The 557-nt window shown below is 63.2% G+C and carries 1 protein-coding gene and 1 pseudogene; one reads left to right on the top strand and one right to left on the bottom strand.

Translation table 11 applies throughout. From position 1 onward, the window contains the following. Positions 1 to 175, top strand: a pseudogene (locus EOA38_RS40865) (serine protease); the annotation flags it as partial. A 45-nt stretch (positions 176 to 220) separates the two neighbouring features. Here the strand turns inward: EOA38_RS40865 and EOA38_RS38445 are convergent. Further along, a partial coding sequence (locus EOA38_RS38445) for a GNAT family N-acetyltransferase (RefSeq protein WP_145966363.1) occupies positions 221 to 557 on the bottom strand: 337 nt, incomplete at its 5' end.

The following is a 557-nucleotide window of genomic DNA, read 5'->3' as shown; positions in this document are numbered from 1 at the left end:
GCGTGGCATCCAGCCCGGCGAGGTGATCACCGAGATCGCGCAGGAATCGGTCGGCACGCCGAAGGACGTCATGGACCGGATCGGTGCGCTAAAGGAGCAGGGCCGCAAGAACGCGCTGCTGATGCTGGCTTCGAAGACGGGCGAGTTGCGTTTCGTGACGATCCGGATGGACTGAGTCCGACAAGCCGGGCAACCGATTGATGTTAAATGAAAAGGGCGGCTAGCGAGCCGCCCTTTTTCGTACCTGCCAATCCCCACGCAACAGCCTGTAGAGGACATGGCGCTTAAGATGAGGATGGCTGTCCGGAATGTCGGGATGGTCGAAATCGCTGGCCGGGTCGGCGCTCATGCCGAGGCGTTTCATCACGGCGGTGGAGCGATGATTGTCGGCCACGGCGAAGGAGACGATCTCGTTGACGCCCAGCGTCTCGAAGCCGTAGGCGAGCCAGGCCTCCGCCGCCTCGGTGACATAGCCCTTGCGCCAGTATTCCGGTGCCAGCCGCCAGCCGATCTCGATCGTGCCGGCCGGCAGGGAGGGCACATGATCGGTTTCGAGG

This window comes from Mesorhizobium sp. M1E.F.Ca.ET.041.01.1.1 (genome assembly GCF_003997355.1).
Classification (GTDB): Bacteria; Pseudomonadota; Alphaproteobacteria; order Rhizobiales; family Rhizobiaceae; genus Mesorhizobium.
This window is presented reverse-complemented; position numbering and strand designations above follow the sequence as displayed.